12 protein-coding genes are annotated in these 12,970 nt (G+C 66.7%); 5 read left to right on the forward strand and 7 right to left on the reverse strand.

From position 1 onward, the window contains the following. Nucleotides 1-144 precede the first annotated feature (144 nt). Nucleotides 145-1,032, forward strand: a complete 888-nt coding sequence (locus ASD71_RS11335) for a LysR family transcriptional regulator (protein ID WP_082578860.1) — start codon at nt 145-147, stop codon at nt 1,030-1,032. A gap of 502 nt (nt 1,033-1,534) precedes the next feature. Here ASD71_RS11335 and ASD71_RS11340 read toward each other — a convergent pair. Continuing rightward, nucleotides 1,535-2,203: a FadR/GntR family transcriptional regulator gene (locus ASD71_RS11340; protein ID WP_056563451.1), complete on the reverse strand. Its 669-nt coding sequence runs from the start codon at nt 2,201-2,203 to the stop codon at nt 1,535-1,537. A gap of 196 nt (nt 2,204-2,399) precedes the next feature. Between ASD71_RS11340 and ASD71_RS11345 the strand changes: the two genes are divergently transcribed. Beyond that, on the forward strand, nt 2,400-3,269 hold the full coding sequence (locus ASD71_RS11345; protein WP_056563454.1) for a fumarylacetoacetate hydrolase family protein: 870 nt from the start codon (nt 2,400-2,402) through the stop codon (nt 3,267-3,269). A 70-nt stretch (nt 3,270-3,339) separates the two neighbouring features. Further along, on the forward strand, nt 3,340-4,323 hold the full coding sequence (locus ASD71_RS11350; RefSeq protein WP_056563456.1) for a tripartite tricarboxylate transporter substrate binding protein: 984 nt from the start codon (nt 3,340-3,342) through the stop codon (nt 4,321-4,323). Here the strand turns inward: ASD71_RS11350 and ASD71_RS11355 are convergent. Genes ASD71_RS11355 through ASD71_RS11375 form a run of 5 tightly spaced genes read right to left on the reverse strand, consistent with a single transcriptional unit; the run spans nt 4,298 to nt 9,316 of the window. Continuing rightward, the gene (locus tag ASD71_RS11355) at nt 4,298-5,797 is read right to left on the reverse strand and encodes a class I adenylate-forming enzyme family protein (protein ID WP_056563459.1); all 1,500 of its coding nucleotides are present in this window, start codon (nt 5,795-5,797) and stop codon (nt 4,298-4,300) included. The genes ASD71_RS11350 and ASD71_RS11355 overlap by 26 nt on opposite strands. 43 nt (nt 5,798-5,840) lie before the next feature. Further along, nucleotides 5,841-6,575, reverse strand: a complete 735-nt coding sequence (locus tag ASD71_RS11360) for a CoA-transferase subunit beta (RefSeq protein ID WP_056563462.1) — start codon at nt 6,573-6,575, stop codon at nt 5,841-5,843. Then, the gene (locus ASD71_RS11365; RefSeq protein WP_056563465.1) at nt 6,568-7,401 is read right to left on the reverse strand and encodes a CoA transferase subunit A; all 834 of its coding nucleotides are present in this window, start codon (nt 7,399-7,401) and stop codon (nt 6,568-6,570) included. The genes ASD71_RS11360 and ASD71_RS11365 overlap by 8 nt, the downstream gene beginning before the upstream one ends. A gap of 29 nt (nt 7,402-7,430) precedes the next feature. Then, nucleotides 7,431-8,150 carry an enoyl-CoA hydratase/isomerase family protein gene (locus ASD71_RS11370; RefSeq protein ID WP_056563468.1) on the reverse strand — a complete coding sequence of 240 codons (720 nt, stop codon included), beginning with the start codon at nt 8,148-8,150 and terminating at the stop codon, nt 7,431-7,433. Next, a complete protein-coding gene (locus tag ASD71_RS11375) occupies nt 8,147-9,316 on the reverse strand; it encodes a CaiB/BaiF CoA-transferase family protein (RefSeq protein ID WP_056563471.1) in 1,170 nt (389 codons plus the stop codon). The genes ASD71_RS11370 and ASD71_RS11375 overlap by 4 nt, the downstream gene beginning before the upstream one ends. A gap of 311 nt (nt 9,317-9,627) precedes the next feature. Here ASD71_RS11375 and ASD71_RS11380 point away from each other — a divergent pair, with 311 nt between their 5' ends. Together ASD71_RS11380 and ASD71_RS11385 are read left to right on the forward strand one after the other, a co-directional pair. Continuing rightward, the gene (locus ASD71_RS11380; RefSeq protein WP_056563474.1) at nt 9,628-10,596 is read left to right on the forward strand and encodes a tripartite tricarboxylate transporter substrate binding protein; all 969 of its coding nucleotides are present in this window, start codon (nt 9,628-9,630) and stop codon (nt 10,594-10,596) included. Further along, a complete protein-coding gene (locus tag ASD71_RS11385; protein WP_056563476.1) occupies nt 10,593-12,242 on the forward strand; it encodes an FAD/NAD(P)-binding protein in 1,650 nt (549 codons plus the stop codon). The genes ASD71_RS11380 and ASD71_RS11385 overlap by 4 nt, the downstream gene beginning before the upstream one ends. On the opposite strand, the gene ASD71_RS27635 is transcribed toward ASD71_RS11385, so the two are convergent. After that, nucleotides 12,151-12,915 carry an IclR family transcriptional regulator gene (locus ASD71_RS27635; RefSeq protein ID WP_082578861.1) on the reverse strand — a complete coding sequence of 255 codons (765 nt, stop codon included), beginning with the start codon at nt 12,913-12,915 and terminating at the stop codon, nt 12,151-12,153. The genes ASD71_RS11385 and ASD71_RS27635 overlap by 92 nt on opposite strands. Nucleotides 12,916-12,970 lie beyond the last annotated feature (55 nt).

Raw genomic sequence — 12,970 nt, forward strand, 5'->3', positions numbered from 1 at the left:
GTTCGACGCCCAAATCGTAGGCCGGCGCGCCGCGCGGCAGTAGCCCCGGCGCAGGGACCACGATGTTGCCGCAATGACAACAATCGCCACGCCCCATCACGCCGAAAATACGCTGGCAATCAAGGCTCGCGCCCGGAACCCATCATGAACAGAAACGATATTTCGATGCAGGACATCCACTACTTCGTGGAAGTCGCCAAACGCGGGAAGCTGTCCGCCACCGCCGCAGAACTCAGCATCCCCGTGGCCACGCTGTCTCGGCGCCTGACACAGCTGGAGCAGACACTGGGGTACAAGCTGCTGAACCGCACCACCCGCAGCATCGGCCTGACGGCGATCGGCCAGCAGTACTTCGACCAATGCGCGGTGCACGTCGAAGCCGCCCTGTCCGCGCACGAAAGCATCCATTCCAGCCTGAACCATCTGGCTGGCACGCTGCGCGTGTCGGTGATGCCGGGACTGACCATGATCCTGCCGGCGGTATTGAAGGAACTGCGCGAGACCTATCCGCAGATCTCGTTCGAGGTGGAACTCGGCTCGGCCGGCACCGCCCGCAACGGCCAGCCCTTCGACCTGATGCTACGCACGGGCGAGCTCGAGGATTCCGCGCTGATCCAGAAACACGTGGCCCAGGTGCAATGGATTCTTGTCGCGGCACGCAGCTATCTGGACCGCTTCGGGCGGCCGGCCTGCCCGGAAGACCTGGGCCTGCACGAGCGCATCATCACGGGCGGCCTGCCGGACTGGACGCTGGGCGAAGGAGACAGCCTGCTCAACGTCCGCGGGCCGACCCACATCGGCACCAACAGTGCGGCGCTGGGCGTGCAGCTGGCCACTGCCGGGCTGGGCATCGCCTGGATGCCCAGCCATCAGGCGCTGTCGCAAACGCTGCGGGAACTGGCGCTGGAACAGATCCTGCCCGACTGGAAACTGCCGCCGGCCACCATCTACGCACTAACCGACAACCGCGTGACGCCAGCGCGGGCCAAGGTGTTTTTGGACACGCTGCAACGGCATTTGAGGGTGAATTAGGCCCGGTCCAGCGCGCACACCGGCCTCCGAAGCTTTCTTGCCCCGGTGTCTGACACCCTGGTGAGACCACCTTCATCCTGCTCCACCGCATCAAGGGTGTCAGACACCTCCATAGCAACATGCCCCGGTGTCTGACACCCTGGTGAGACCACCTTCATCCTGCCCCGCCGCATCAAGGGTGTCAGACACCTCCATAGCAACGTGCCCCGGTGTCTGACACCCTGATGAGACCACCTTCATCCTGCCCCGCCGCGTCAAGGGTGTCTGACACCTCCATAGCAACATGCCCCGGTGTCTGACACCCTGATGAGACCACCTTCATCCTGCCCCGCCGCGTCAAGGGTGTCAGACACCTCCATAGCAACGTGCCCCGGTGTCTGACACCCTGGTGAGACCACCTTCATCCTGCTCCACCGCATCAAGGGTGTCAGACACCTCCATCGCAACGTGCCCCGGTGTCTGACACCGCAATCGCAAGCGACCCGTCAGACCCGCGCCCCTATTACCCCAGCAGGTTCTCCCTGACATGCACCAGATGCCGCCGCACGGCCGCCATCGCGCGGTCCGCGTCGCGATCATGCAGCGCCTCGACGATCTCGCGGTGTTCGATCTGATACGCCGCACGCCGCTCGGGCGTCAGGCTCTTGCGCTTGAGCGCGCCCCACGTCGCCTGCGAGCGCGCTGCGGTCATCAACGCAAACACCTTTTCGATGAAGAGGTTGTGCGTGGCCGTAGCCATCAGCTCGTGCAGTTTCGCGTCCCACACCTCGAATGCCTCGAAGCTGGCCGCGGCCTCCGCTTCATCGCACGCATTCTGCATGGCGGCGAAGTCGGCCGGCGTGCCGTGCTGCACCACCAGCGCCGCAATGGCCGGTTCCAGCACGAGCCGCGCAGCCATCAGTTCGGCCGGACTGGTGGACAGCACCTCGCCGCGCAGCACCGCCTCGGTCTGCGCCAGCGCGGTGGGCGGGTTGGCATAGGTGCCGCTGCCCACGCGCTGCGAGATCAAGCCTTCTTCCTTCAACTGCGTCAGCGTGCGGCGCACGGTTGATCGGCTGATGCCGAATTGCTCGCTCAAGGCGCGTTCGGTCGGCAGGCGATGACCCGCAGGCCAAGCGCCCGACTGGAGATTTTCGATGATGACTGCCCGCATGGCGGAGGCTTTGTCCATGGGTGTTCCCGGATGAATACGCTGCGGATGATACCAAATCAGTCCAATAAAATCTTATATCACTGCTAGAAAACGGATTCGCGCGCGGAGAATTTTGGTTTATTCTGCCCAACACCAGCAATTGGGCCTATAAACAATCAAATTGGTATTTTTTGGTATGTCATCACAGGCGGCCTCGGCCGCCGTAGGAGCAAGCATGAAAATCGCGGTATTCCGAGTCAATGGCGAGCGGCGCGTGGGTGTGGTGTCGGACGACGGCAGCACAGTCACCGCACTGGACTTCCCCCCGGCACTTGCAGCAGCCGGCGCGCTGACGGCGGTGCAATGGCTGGCCGAGGGCCGCGCCCTGCCCGCGCAAACGGGTCCGGCCTATCGCTGGGATCAGGTCGAGCACGAAGCGCCCCTGCCCGCGCAGCCGCGCAACCTGTTCTGCGTGGGCCGCAACTACCACGCCCATGCCAAGGAACTGCGCGACTCCGTGTTCAAGGACAACGACGCCAATCCGGAATCCTGGCCCATCGTCTTCACCAAGGTGCCGCAGACCGTGGTCGGCCCCTGGTCCGACGTGACGCTGCCCACGGGCATCTCCGACAAGATCGACTACGAGGCCGAACTGGCCGTGGTCATCGGCAAAGGCGGCCGCAATATTTCGCGCGCCGAGGCCATGAGCCACGTGATCGCCTACACCGTCGTCAATGACGTCACCGCGCGCGACGTGCAGATGCGCCACCAGCAGTGGGACCTGGGCAAGTCGTTCGACACCTTTTGCCCCATGGGTCCGTGGCTGGTCACCGCCGATGAGCTGGACGGCCGTCAGACGCGCGTGCGCTGCTGGGTGAACGGCGATCTGCGCCAGGACGGCAATACCGAAGACCTGATCTTCGACATCCCCACGCTGATCGAGACTTGCTCCCGCGGCATCACCCTGTATCCCGGCGACGTCATCGCCACGGGCACGCCCGCCGGCGTGGGCCAGGGCCTGAATCCGCCGCAGTTCCTCAAGCACGGAGACGTCGTCCGGATCGAAATCGACGGCATTGGAAGGATCGAAAACCGATTCGTCTGACGCCCGCGTAAACGAGCGCCGGTCACAAGCAACCGGCGCCGCGCAGCACAAAAGACCTAAGGAGTGAGACATGAACCTGCGCTGCAAGCATGTAGCCAGACGGGCGGCTGCTGCCGCCTTGCTATGCCTGGGCGCCACGTCCGCGATGGCCGCCGGGTACCCGGAGCGTCCCGTCACGATGGTGGTGCCCTTCCCGCCCGGCGGCGTCGCCGATACCATCGCCCGGCCCCTGGCGCAGGCCCTGGGCGACAAGCTGGGCCAGCCCATCGTCATCGAAAACAAGGGCGGCGCGGGCGGCGCCATCGGCATCGGCCAGGCGGGCCGCGCCAAACCCGACGGCTACACGCTGCTGCTGAGCCTGTCGTCGATCTCCATCCTGCCCGCCGCCGACCGCCTGCTCGAACGCAAGCCGGCCTATCAGCTTGACCAGTTCGTGCCGATCGCCCGTATCACTGCCGATCCCACCGTGCTGGTCGTGCGCGCGGACGCGCCGTACAAGACGCTGGACGAATTCATCGACGCCGCAAAAAAACAGGGCGGCAAGCTGAGCTACGGCAGTTCCGGCATCTACGGCACGATGCACGTGCCGATGGAAATGCTGCAGAACGCCGCGGGCATCAAGATGATGCACGTGCCGTTCACGGGCGCCGGTCCGGCGGTGCAGGCCCTGGTTGGCGGCCAGGTCGACGCGCTGGCAACCGGCCCGTCCAGCGTCATGCAGCTGATCCAGGCCGGACGCGTGCGGCCGCTGGCGCATTGGGGCGAGGGCAAGCTGGACAGCCTGCCCGAGGTGCCGTCGCTGACGTCCAAGGGCTACGACGCCAGTTTCGTGCAATGGTCCGGCGTGTTCGCGCTGGCAGGCACCCCGCCCGCCGTCATCGACAAGCTGCGCCAGGCCGTCAAGCAGATCGCGGGCGATCCGGCGGTGCAGGCGCGCATTGCCGGCACCGGCAGCCCGGTGCAATACCTGGACGCGCCGGCATTCGACGACTACTGGAAAAAAGACTCCGCGTCGCTGGAAGTTGCGGTCAAGCGGATCGGCAAAGTGGAGTAGCCGCCGCCTGCCGCGCCAACGCCTTGCGGTCGACCTTGCCCACCGCGTTCTCGGGCAGCCGGTCGACCCAGCACACGTCGCGCGGCACATAGATCCGGCCCAGCCGCGCCAGCACTTCGGCCTGTATGGCGGCCGCGTCGGGCGCGGATTCACCGTTGCGCTGGACGAAGATCACGGGTGTCTCGCCCAGATCATCGTCCGGCGCCCCCACCACGCAGCAGACGGCAACGCCAGGCATCCCCGTCACCACGCCTTCGATGAGCGCGGGCGAAATGTTCTCGCCGCCCCGGATGATCACGTCCTTGATGCGCCCGGTGATGGTCAAAAAACCCTGCGCGTCGAAGCGGCCCAGATCGCCGGTGCGCAGCAGCTTGAGCGCCCCCGCGTCCGCGCTATCCACGCCCAGATAGCCCAGCATCAGGCTGTCGCCCGCAATGCAGATCTCGCCTTCGGCGCCGGCCGGCGCGAGGCCGCCATCGGGCAGGCGCAGGCTTACGTCCTGTCCTTGCAGCACCGTGCCCACCGACCCCACGCGCCGCGCGTCCGGCGGATTCATCGTGGACGTGCACGTGGCCTCCGACAACCCGTAGGACACTACCAGCGGACATCCCAGAAAGGCTTCGATCCTGCGATGCAAGGCCTCGGTGATGGGCGCCGAGCCGCAACGCGCGAAACGCAGCCCGGCCAGGCTGTCCGGATCGAACGTCAGTTCCAGCATGCGCGCATACATCGTCGGCACGCCGGTGATGATCGTGGGCCTGAACGCGTCCAGCAGGCCGGGCATATCCTGCGCGCGGAACCGGCCGGCCAGCGCCACACTGGCGCCGGCCAACAGCGGCGTGAAAATCTGGTTGTTCAGTGCGTTGGTGTGATGCAGCGGCATGACGTGCAGCAGGCAATCCGACGGCGTGAGGCCCGTATGCGCCAGCACGCCGCGCGCGTTGTTCACCAGGCCTTGATGGGAAAGCAGCACGCCTTTCGGATTGCCCGTGCTGCCCGACGTGAAGAGCAACAATCCCGGCGCTTGCGGCGCAATGTCCGCGCCCGCCCAGTCGGGGGTGGCCGACGCCACCTGCGCGGCATCGAGCACGCGCGCCTCGGGCAGGCCGCAGGCGCTGGCCGTGGCGGCGTTGTCGTCGTCCGCCAGCATCCACGTCAAGCCCACCGCCGCCACGCGCCGCGCGGTTTCCTCGACCGACAGCCGTGGCTCCAGCGGGCACGGGCAAGCGCCCGCCGCCATGACGCCCAAAATGGCCAGCACCTGCGCCAAAGAGCGCTCCATCGCCACGCCAACGAAATCGCCCGGCGCGACGCCCGCGGCCCGCAGGCCGCCCGCTGCCTGTCCCACGCGGCGGCGCAGATCCGCGTAGCTGACCGTTTCCTCGGCGGTCACCAACGCTGTGCGAGCCGCCCATTCCGGCTGGTCCCACAAGTGCGCAAACGCCGCCACGACCGTGGCATCGGCAATCGTCATGACTACTCCCCCTGTAACGGGCTCGTTGATGAGTGGCGCGCGGTCAGCGCAGTGCGACGGCGGCGTCGCGTTCGAACTGCCCACCGGCGTCCAGCTCGCGCAAGGCGCGGGCTTCCTGCTCGGTCGGCGGTTCGGTCGGACCCGCGCCGATGGCGTCGAATTCGAAACCCGTGCGTTCGCGCACTTCTGACAGGCTGGATTCCGGATGCCAGGATTGCAGGGCCAGCCGGCCGTCGCGTTTGACGAACACCGCAATCGGCGTCACCACGCCATGAAAGCCGCCCCACGACGTCATAAAGTCCAGCTTGGGCACGAAGGTGCGGCGCGAATGCTCGGTGCGCCAGGTGCAGGCGCGCCGAGCCGTCGGCAGCATCACCGCCCCGCCGCCCCCGCCGGGCAACCGGACCTTGGGTTCATGCCAGTCGCCGATGCACGAGTTGTTGGCGCAGCCCGCGCCGTCGATCTGCGCGGCGCCCAGGAAGGTCAGGTCCATGCGGCCACGCGTGCACAGGTCGTAGAAGTCTTCGTTGGAAAAGATCGACGCGGTGTGCTCGGCCAGCACCGGATCCGAACTGGACAGCGGAATGTGCGATGGCCGCGGGTTCACGCCGCCCGCCACGTTGATGTACACGAAGTCCCAGTCATAGGCGCGCTTGGCAAGCAGGCACGCCAGCATGGGCATGGTGGAGTTCACGCCGCTGAACGTGATTTCGTCAGGACGGATAAAGCGCGCCAGATTGGTGACGATGTACGAAAAGCCCGACCATTGCTCAGCCATGATTTCCCTCCCGCGCTTCGGGCGCCGCCGCCATGTGCGCGCGCAGATCGCTGTTCTTGTCCATGTAGGTTTCCACCGCCGGATAGTCGATGGCGTAATCGGGCCAGCACGACCCCGGCCATGCGCCCTGCGGCACGACCGCAAAGGCCTGCACCATGAAATACGGCACCAGCGTGGATTCGGGCTGCGCCTCGAACACGGCGCTGTCCACCTGCTTTTCGGCCACGACCAGCACACTGCCCGCGGCGCGCGACATGATGCGGTCCCAGTGCGCCGTGCCGTGCACGCGCACGTTGCCCAGCGCATCCACTTCGGACGCCTGGATCACGGCGAAGTCCGGCTTGATCGCCGGCACCACCCAGGTCTTTTCGCCGCTGCCGTACGGATCATCCAGGCATTTCCACCCATTCAATTCGGGCAGGCCGCTGCCATGCAGGCCGCCGCAAGGCTGGAACGGCACGCCAAAGGCCGCCGCGCGCAGCCCCGCCGTCAGGCTGGCGCAGGCGTGTTCCTCAAGTTCGATCTCGTGGCGCTCGACAGCGCGCCGATACCAGGGCGCCAGCCCGAAATTGCCTTCCATCGCGACGATGCCCGCGCGCACGCGGCGCAGCACGCCCGCGCGGCACAGGATGTCCACGTCGTACCCCGGTGACTGCTTGATCAGTTCGAGATCGCGCTTTTCCTGGCGGATCAGTTCGCGCACGAACGCGAACGGTCCGCGATGCAGAAAGCTGCCGCCCAGCGCAATCGACGCCCCGTTGGGCACCAGCGCCGCCAGTTCCTGCAAGCTGCACTGCTTGTTCTTTTGGTTGAATCCTGAAGCCATTGTCTTCCTCCCTGCTCGATGGGACGCGCCTAGCGCGCCTGCAGATATGCCGCCACGCGGTCCTTCAAACCCGGCGCCGCGGCCGAACGCACCAGCCGCGCCAGGTCCGTGTCCGGCGTCTCCTGCGACAGGGCCGCGTACAACTGCGCGCGGCTGGCATCGGTTAGCGCGCCGGCGGTTTCCAGCGCCGCTTCGACGATCTGCGGCCACTCCTGCTGTGTTGCCAGCCGGCTGGCGAAGCCATCGCGCAATGCGTCTTCGGCAGTGAACGTGGCCGCCTGTTCAAGAATCGTGCGCGCGCGCTCGGCGCCCACCAGCGACGCAAAGCGCCGCGTGCCCAGCACCAGCCCAAACTTCAGACCGGGCATACGGAACGTTGCGTCCGGCGCGCTGATGCGCCACTTGCAGGCGCCGAACACATCCACGCCCGCGCCGAAATTGCGCCCGTGCGCCAGCGCCACCGTCAGACACGGCGATGCCGCCAGCCGCTGCAGCAGGGTCTCGATCCGCACGAAGCGCAACAGCAGATCGCCTTCGCTCTGCGTCTGCCAATCGCCAAAGTCAAAGCCCGCGCTGAAGTTCTTTCCCTCGCCTTGCAGCACGATGACCTGGGCACGTTCGCCTTCGGCCTCGTCCAGCGCGGCGATCAGCGCATCGACCAGGTCGGCCGACAACGCATTCATCTTTTCGGGACGCGCCAGCGTCAGCACGTGTCGCGGCCCTTGCCGGTCGATGCGTAATACGCTCATTGCTTGCCTCCCTTGCCGGCGTCGCGCAGCGGTCCCAGCACCTCGTCGTTATGCTCGCCCAGCGCGGGCGGGCGGCGGCGCAACGCCGTGGTCTCGCCATCGAACCGCACCGGCAGACCAAACGTGCGGGTCTGCACGCCATTGGGCAGCTCCAGCGCCTGCACCCAGCCCATGTGCTCGACCTGCGGGTCCGCCAGCACCTCGGAATACGTGTTGATCGGCGCGCACGGTACGCCGGCTGCGCGAAAGCGCGCCAGCCAGTCCTGCGCCTCATGCTCGGCGAAGATCTCCTCCAGGATGTCGCGCAGCGCCGTCTGATTGCGGGCGCGGGCGCTGGTGTCGGTAAAGCGGGGATCGGCCAGCAGGTCTTCGCGCCCGACCGTCGCGCACACGGCCTTCCACAGCGCCTGGTTGCCCGCGGCCATGCCGAAATAGCCGTTCTTGCAGCGAAAGGCCTGGTACGGCGCATTGCGCGGATGGGCCGACCCGAGCTTGACCGGATCCTTGCCGCTGCCGAAGAACTCGGACGTCTGCAAGGCGGCGATGCCCAACGTGGCGCCCAGCATCGGCACGTCGATGTGCGTGCCCTGCCCGCTAGCCTGGGCCGCACGCAGAGCCGACGCGATGGCGAACGCGCCGTACAGCCCCGCGGAAAAGTCCGCCAGCGGCACGCCGCACTTGACCGGTTCGCCGCCGGGTTCGCCCGTGACGCTCATGATGCCGCTCATCGCCTGAATGGTCAGGTCAAAGCCGCCCTCCTGCGCGCGCGGCCCGGATTGGCCATAGGCGGAAATCGAGCAATACACCAGCCGGGGATTGGCCTCGCGCAACTGCGTGTAGCCCAGGCCCAGCCGCTCCATGACGCCCGGCCGGTTGTTTTCGATGAGCACGTCGGCGCGTAGCGCGAGTTCCCGCGCCAGGACCAGATCGCCAGGATCCTTCAGGTTCAACGTCACCGACCGCTTGTTGCGGTTGAGCGAGGCGAAGTTCTCGCTGTAGCCGTCCGAGATGGGCGGCCAGCTGCGCAGCGTATCGCCGCCCTCCGGGTTCTCCACCTTGATCACGTCCGCGCCCATGTCCGCCAACAACATGCCGCAAAAGGGTCCCGCCGCAACGTTGCAAATCTCCAGCACCGTAATGCCGGCAAGCGACGAACTGGGTGTCATGTCTGACCTCTCGTTATGAAAATTCAATATTTGGGATGCGAAAAACAGTATAAGACGCGGCCATCAACGATGGCATCATCCAGACCCGCCTCAGCGAAAACCGCTTACCCTCAGGGCCAGTCTTAGTGCAATCCCTAGGTGCTGCGGTTAATTGTTGACCAGCATAGCACCGTGTGGAATTCTACGTAAACCATTTATTGAAACATCAATCCTAATATTTAGGATTCAACAAAGAGGACTGCAGCGGCCCCGGCGCCCCGCAATCGCGAACCGCCCCGTCGCATGCTGGCCCATCCACCGAGGAGACTTGCATGAGACTGTCGTGGCGTATTGCCCTGGCCAGCACGGTGCTGGCGCTGTCGGCCAACCCCGCATCGGCCGACAACTGGCCGACCAAACCCGTACGCATGGTGGTGCCGTTTCCGCCGGGCGGCGCAACCGATGCCGCCGCCCGCATCTATGCTCAGCATCTGGGAGATTTCCTGGGCCAGAGCGTGGTGGTTGAAAACAAGGCTGGCGCGGGCGGCGAGATCGGCGCCGAATTCGTCGCCAAATCCCCGGGCGACGGCTACACCCTGCTGATGGGCGCGGTGGGCAGCCATGCCATCCATGCCGCCATGCCCGACAAGCCGGGCTACGACTTCGGCACGGCGTTCGTCGGCGTGTCCATGGCCACCAGCATGCCGATGGCGGTCGCGGTGAACAGCAGCAAGATCCCGGCCAAGAACGTGCAGGAGCTGATCGCGCTGGCCAAGAGCAAACCGGGATCCATCACCTTCGGATCGGCCGGCCCCGGCACCTCGCAGCACATGGCGGGCGAACTCTTCCAGGCAGTCACCGGCACGCGGCTCATGCACGTGCCGTATCGCGGCAGCGGGCCGGCCATCACGGATCTTCTGGGCGGTCAGATCGACATGGTCATCGAAACGCTGCCCGCGCTGCTGCCGCAGGTCGCCAGCGGCAAGATCCGCCTGCTGGGCGTCACGACGGCCAAGCGCGCCACCGCGCTGCCCGACCTGCCGACGCTGGCGGAACAGGGGGTGAAGGATTATTCGGTCGCCACCACGTATGCGCTGCTCGCGCCGGCGGGCACACCGCCCACGGTCGTGGACAAGCTATCGGACGGCATGCAAAAGGCGGCGGCAATGGAATCCGTGCAGCAGGCCGCCCTGAAACTCGGCGCCGACGCCATTGCCACCTCGCCTGCCGACACCAGTCGGATGCTCAAGCAGGAAGTTGCGCGCTGGGCCGACGTGGTGCGCCTGTCGGCGGCGAAATGACGCGCGGCCCCGCATCGGCCCCGCCGGCCGCAACCGACCTGGTCATCGCGGGCGGCGGCTCGGTCGGCGTCAGCTTCCTCTATCAGTTCCTGCTGGCGCTGCAGGCTGGGCCGGGCTTGCGCCCACCAACGATCCATCTCTTCGAACCGCAGGCCGCCCCCGGTCCTGGCGACGCCTACCAGGACGACCTGCGCAGCAACCTCCTCAACATTCCGGCGGGCAACATGTCCGCACGCGCCGACCATCGGCTGGACTTTGTCGACTGGCTGCGCGAACAGGATGCCAACTGGCTCCAAGGCTACGGCGTCACCACGATCGACCCCGCCGACTTCCTGCCGCGCCCGCTGTTCGGCGCCTACCTGCGCGCGGTCTACGCGCGCTGCCGCCTGCTTGCCGAATCGCTGGGCGTGACGCTTGCACACGTGCCTAGCCGCGTACACCGCGTGACCCCGCAGCCCGACGGCCGCGTGCGCGTCCAACCCGCTCACGGCGCACCGCTCGCCGCGCGCCACGTCGTGCTGTGCAACGGCAACCTGCCTTCGCAGGCGTTCCCCGCGCTGGAGGGCGTGGCGGGTTACTTCAATAGCCCGTATCCGGTGTCGTCGCTGACGCACGCGATCGCGCCCGATGCCTCCGTGTGCATCGTCGGCACCAGCTTGAGCGCCGTGGACGCCGTGGCCGCGCTGCAGCAGGCCGGGCACCGCGGGCCCATCCTGTGCGTCTCGCGTAACGGACGGCTGCCGTCGGTGCGCAGCCCGCACAACCGCGCGCCCAGCACGCTGCATCACCTGAGCCGCGACGGCGCCCTTCGGCTGGCGGCCCGGCACGGCGGCGCGCTGACGCTGGACACCATCTGGCAGGCGCTGCAGGACGAGGTGCGGGCGCAGCAAGGTTCGCTGGACGACAACGACGTGCTTGGCATGGAAGGCGACGCGAGAGCCGCACTGGACGATGAAATCCGCCGGTCGTCCGCGGCGCCGCGTCCATGGCAGGCGGTGGCCGCCGCCACCAACGCGGCGGTGGACCAGATCTGGCATCTGCTGCCGGACACCGAACGGCGCCGCTTCCAGTCGCAATGGCGATCAATCTGGATGGCGCGCCGTGCAACCTTCCCGATGCGCAACGCCCTGAAACTGCAGGCCTTGTTCGGCGCGAACCAGCTTCGCGTTGCCGCCGGCTTTGCCGGCTGCGATCACGATTCGGCCACGGGTCTGTTCCGCACGCGGTTGCGCACGGCGGGCGGCCAAGACGAACATCTGAGTCAGCATCTGATCAATGCCACGAGCTTCTCGGTAGATGCGCAGCGCACGGACGATCCGCTCGTGTCCCAGCTGCTGCGCGACGGTCACGCGCAGGCCGATCCGCATGGCGGACTGGCGCTGGACTACGACACCGGCTGCTTGAAAAACGCCGGCGGCCAGATCGAGGCGGGCGTCTCGGTGCTGGGCAGTCTGGCGGGCGGCACGTACTTCTGGACCACCTCCATGGACGTTAACGCCCGGCTCGCGCGCGATCAGGCCGAGCGGATCGCGGCCACGCTGCGCGCCCCAACCGCTATTGATCCAGAAATCCCCGGCGATATCCCATCCCCTGAGAGATGGACTGCGCACAGGCCGCCACATCCGGCGCAAGCTGCTTCATCCTAGCGGCGCTCAGGCGGTCCAGCGGTCCCGAGATACCCACCGCCGCGACGGGCTGGTCCAGGCTGTTGAACACGGTCACGGCCAGCCCGCCCACCCCTTCCCGCCATTCGCCGCGGTTGACCGCGTAGCCGGCCCGCGCGATCTTGCGCAGTTCGTCTTTCAAGAGTGGCATGGACACAATGGTGGACGGCGTGTGCCGCACCATCTGCTCGGCGTAACGTTCGACGTAGCCTTCGGCCTGGTAGGCCAGGAGCGCCTTGCCGGTTGCCACTGCGTAGGCAGGCGCGCGGCCGCCCACCATGGAATACGCGCGAATGGGCTGCGGGCTGTCGATCTTGTCCACGTAGACGACATCAAAGCCGTCCAGCACCGACAGGTGCACGGTCTCGCCGGTCTGATCTGCGAGCGTGCGCATGTAGGGCGCGGCCAGCTTGCGCACGTCCAGTTGCGCCAACTGCCGCGCCGCCAATTCGAACAGGCGCACGGCGCCACGGTAACCGCCGCCGTCGTCGTCCTTGATGACATAGCCGGCGTGGATCAGCGTCTGCAAGGTGCGATGCGTATTGCTGCGGGTCAGGCCCACGCGCGCCGCCAGCGCATCGATGGTGCGAGGCGGATTGTCCACATCGGTCACCGCTTCCAGCACCATCAGCCCTTTGAGCAGCGTCTTGTCCATTCGTAGTTTTTCCTAATATTTAGGACGGGAACATAGCACGAGACGCGGCGCCGGA

Origin of the sequence: Achromobacter sp. Root565 (assembly GCF_001427425.1) — a bacterium.
Lineage (GTDB): Bacteria > Pseudomonadota > Gammaproteobacteria > Burkholderiales > Burkholderiaceae_B > Achromobacter > Achromobacter spanius_D.

What these genes read in the sequence shown, in the direction of transcription:
- ASD71_RS11335 (WP_082578860.1), top strand. Translation starts at nt 145, where the DNA reads ATGAACAGAAACGATATTTCGATGCAGGACATCCACTACTTCGTGGAA.
- ASD71_RS11340 (WP_056563451.1), bottom strand. Translation starts at nt 2,203, where the DNA reads ATGGACAAAGCCTCCGCCATGCGGGCAGTCATCATCGAAAATCTCCAG.
- ASD71_RS11345 (WP_056563454.1), top strand. Translation starts at nt 2,400, where the DNA reads ATGAAAATCGCGGTATTCCGAGTCAATGGCGAGCGGCGCGTGGGTGTG.
- ASD71_RS11350 (WP_056563456.1), top strand. Translation starts at nt 3,340, where the DNA reads ATGAACCTGCGCTGCAAGCATGTAGCCAGACGGGCGGCTGCTGCCGCC.
- ASD71_RS11355 (WP_056563459.1), bottom strand. Translation starts at nt 5,797, where the DNA reads ATGACGATTGCCGATGCCACGGTCGTGGCGGCGTTTGCGCACTTGTGG.
- ASD71_RS11360 (WP_056563462.1), bottom strand. Translation starts at nt 6,575, where the DNA reads ATGGCTGAGCAATGGTCGGGCTTTTCGTACATCGTCACCAATCTGGCG.
- ASD71_RS11365 (WP_056563465.1), bottom strand. Translation starts at nt 7,401, where the DNA reads ATGGCTTCAGGATTCAACCAAAAGAACAAGCAGTGCAGCTTGCAGGAA.
- ASD71_RS11370 (WP_056563468.1), bottom strand. Translation starts at nt 8,150, where the DNA reads ATGAGCGTATTACGCATCGACCGGCAAGGGCCGCGACACGTGCTGACG.
- ASD71_RS11375 (WP_056563471.1), bottom strand. Translation starts at nt 9,316, where the DNA reads ATGACACCCAGTTCGTCGCTTGCCGGCATTACGGTGCTGGAGATTTGC.
- ASD71_RS11380 (WP_056563474.1), top strand. Translation starts at nt 9,628, where the DNA reads ATGAGACTGTCGTGGCGTATTGCCCTGGCCAGCACGGTGCTGGCGCTG.
- ASD71_RS11385 (WP_056563476.1), top strand. Translation starts at nt 10,593, where the DNA reads ATGACGCGCGGCCCCGCATCGGCCCCGCCGGCCGCAACCGACCTGGTC.
- ASD71_RS27635 (WP_082578861.1), bottom strand. Translation starts at nt 12,915, where the DNA reads ATGGACAAGACGCTGCTCAAAGGGCTGATGGTGCTGGAAGCGGTGACC.